Raw genomic sequence first — 2,547 nt, 5'->3', positions numbered from 1 at the left:
TTTTAATGATTTAAATAGATATTTAAAGTTTTTAAAAATTATATAATTAAATAATTTTTATTTTAGCTTTTTATTTATTTTTTTGTTAAGTTATGTTATCTTTTTGAGCAAATTTAGTTCAATTATAAGAGGATAACATATTAATGAAATTGGCTTTTCGACCAACTGATTGTTGGCGATGGTATTTTGATAGTGAATATGATAGTTTGATGCTTGAAGTTTCATCTGAAATGTTATTCCGTTCTTGTTATCCAAGTAAGATATTAATTCCTGATGTTTTTTGTGAGTTTCCATTTTCAGTTAGTGATGCAACATTTTATTATCAATTTCATGATAGGTGTCAGTTGCTTAATTTGACTGATTCGCAAAAAATTGAATTATCAATTAATGCTATTGTGGCGGCTAATTTTTTAAAACCGCAGATGCCCAAAAGTTGGTATTTTTCTCAACAACCTATGTTTTATAAGCCGAAAGTTGCTGATATTGTAGAAGTTAACTTACAAGAAACTGGGCAAAAAGTTTGTTTATTGGTGGTTGAAGCTGGCGAAAAAGCCTCGCTTTGTATTGTTGCTCAACCAACATTTGTTGCAATGAATAAAACCTTCTGCTTTTCAGAAGCGATTAAAGTGATGAATGATCGATTAAAGTTTATGCAAGATAATAAAACTCATCACTTAGAAGATCTGAAATTAGAAGCCATTTCGTAACATTAAAACCGCACTTTATTATTTAAGCTGTAAAACGTCGTCGTTCAGTATCAGGATACCTATAGCACGGTTATTAAATAATCTAACATGAAAAACAAGGCGCTTTAGGGAGATATGGATTTATAATATAAAGAATTTTGGCTTTTTCATGACCTTGATCTGCTGCCAATCTAAGGTAATATAGTCCAATCTCCTCCAAACCCGATGGCTTAACAAATTTGACTCCAAGTTCATATTGTGCTTCTTTATTGCCACCATCAGCTTTTGCAATCAAATTAATCATGTCTTTAGTATCGCCAAGAAAAGGTTCACAAAAACTTTCAAAACCATATCCACTGTTAATTGAAATTTTACAATAGTCACCATACCAATACAGTGCTTTTGTATAGTTTTGTGTAAAATATTTTCCACTTTCAAATAGTTTTGCCATTTCCAATTTTGCTTTGGCAGATCCTGTAATTGCTGCTTTTTTCAACCATGCTAAACCTATTTTATTTGTTTCAGAAGCAGGATCATCATAATCCATTGAAGGATAGTAAAGTAAGTAAATTTCATATTTGATATCACTACGATCAACAAAACTATCATACTTAGTATAGATTTTAACAAGCATATCTGTTTTTAAGTCGTAATTTAGATCTGACTTCTTAAATAATGCTGCTATTTTAAGTAATAACTCGGGATCTTTATTAATAATATATGAATAGTAATTAATTGCTTTATATAGCTTCTTTGAATCTTCATACCATTTCGCAATATCTGTAGTGATTTTAATATCAGGGTTAGTTTTGTCAAATTGACGAAATAATGAATATATCTTGTTTTTTTCGGGCTGTTTTAGCTGTTTTTGATATAAATTACATGCACTAGATGATTTTATATTACAAGCTCGTTCAAAATACTCAATTGCTTTATTTAATTTTTCATCGTCAGCATAATAAAGACTAAGATGCAATGTATGTAAAACATCATTAGGAGTTAATGTTTTTTCAAGTTGCTTTATAATTTCAGCATGTTTTGTGTGGTGATTATTACTATTTTGTAAAATAGAGATATTATAAACATCACTGGATGGCGATTCAATCATTTCTTCCATTTTTGCAAATACAAGAAAATACCATAAATCATCACCTTGAATATCTTTTGCCTTTTCAAATAATTCTATTGCCTTATGGAGATCTCTACTGAAAAAGCGTTCATCAATATATAATTGACCAACTAAGAAACTACCATATGGATTATTACTGAAACTATTATCTTCTGAAAAGCCATAGAGATAATGCCTTGGAATTTTATAAGTTGCAAAATCAGTTAACAATATTGGTATTGATTCAATATCACCATTTAATATTGCTGTTTTATATAACGAAACACCCTCATCAAATAGCTTAGGTAGTAAAATATAATTTATTTCATTATCGGTTAATCCAGTTAATTTACAACCAAATTTTTTATAATTGTCATCTAAATCTTCGTTTTCATAATAATCTTCTTCATAATCTAAGTTAACTTTTTCTTTTTTTGTATTGAACAGATCGGAAAGTGTTTTCAACTTATTGCAGTCGTTAGGTGTCAGATTATTAGCTAAATTAATATAAGCTGCTGCTAATTTTCTCATATTACCTAAATCATTCGTATCTTGATTTGATTTTTTTTGGTTTTGTTTTTGGTGATTATCTTCAAAACTTTTTATCACGAGACTAAAATCATTAGCTGAAAATACAGCAGGTGAAAACATAAATAACAGAACAAATAACCCTATTTTTTTCATGATTAACCTTATATTTCTATTTTAATTCTTGGTATTATGAGTATTACAAAACAAATATTATATAATTAA

The 2,547-nt window shown here is 28.3% G+C and carries 2 protein-coding genes; one reads left to right on the top strand and one right to left on the bottom strand.

Annotation, left to right across the window (positions count from 1 at the left end):
- Positions 1–143: 143 nt before the first annotated feature.
- On the top strand, positions 144–707 hold the full coding sequence (locus A9G42_RS00760; protein WP_065568129.1) for a cell division protein ZapC: 564 nt from the start codon (positions 144–146) through the stop codon (positions 705–707).
- 82 nt (positions 708–789) lie between these two features.
- Here A9G42_RS00760 and A9G42_RS00755 read toward each other — a convergent pair whose 3' ends face one another.
- On the bottom strand, positions 790–2,478 hold the full coding sequence (locus A9G42_RS00755) for an SEL1-like repeat protein (RefSeq protein ID WP_065652357.1): 1,689 nt from the start codon (positions 2,476–2,478) through the stop codon (positions 790–792).
- Positions 2,479–2,547: the final 69 nt, after the last annotated feature.

This window comes from Gilliamella sp. Nev6-6, from assembly GCF_001690605.1.
Lineage (GTDB): Bacteria > Pseudomonadota > Gammaproteobacteria > Enterobacterales > Orbaceae > Gilliamella > Gilliamella apicola_C.
The sequence above is the reverse complement of the archived record's forward strand: the minus strand, read 5'-3'. Positions and strand labels throughout refer to the sequence as shown.

Coding starts and splice junctions, on each gene's coding strand:
- A9G42_RS00760 (WP_065568129.1), top strand. CDS start 144: ATGAAATTGGCTTTTCGACCAACTGATTGTTGGCGATGGTATTTTGAT.
- A9G42_RS00755 (WP_065652357.1), bottom strand. CDS start 2,478: ATGAAAAAAATAGGGTTATTTGTTCTGTTATTTATGTTTTCACCTGCT.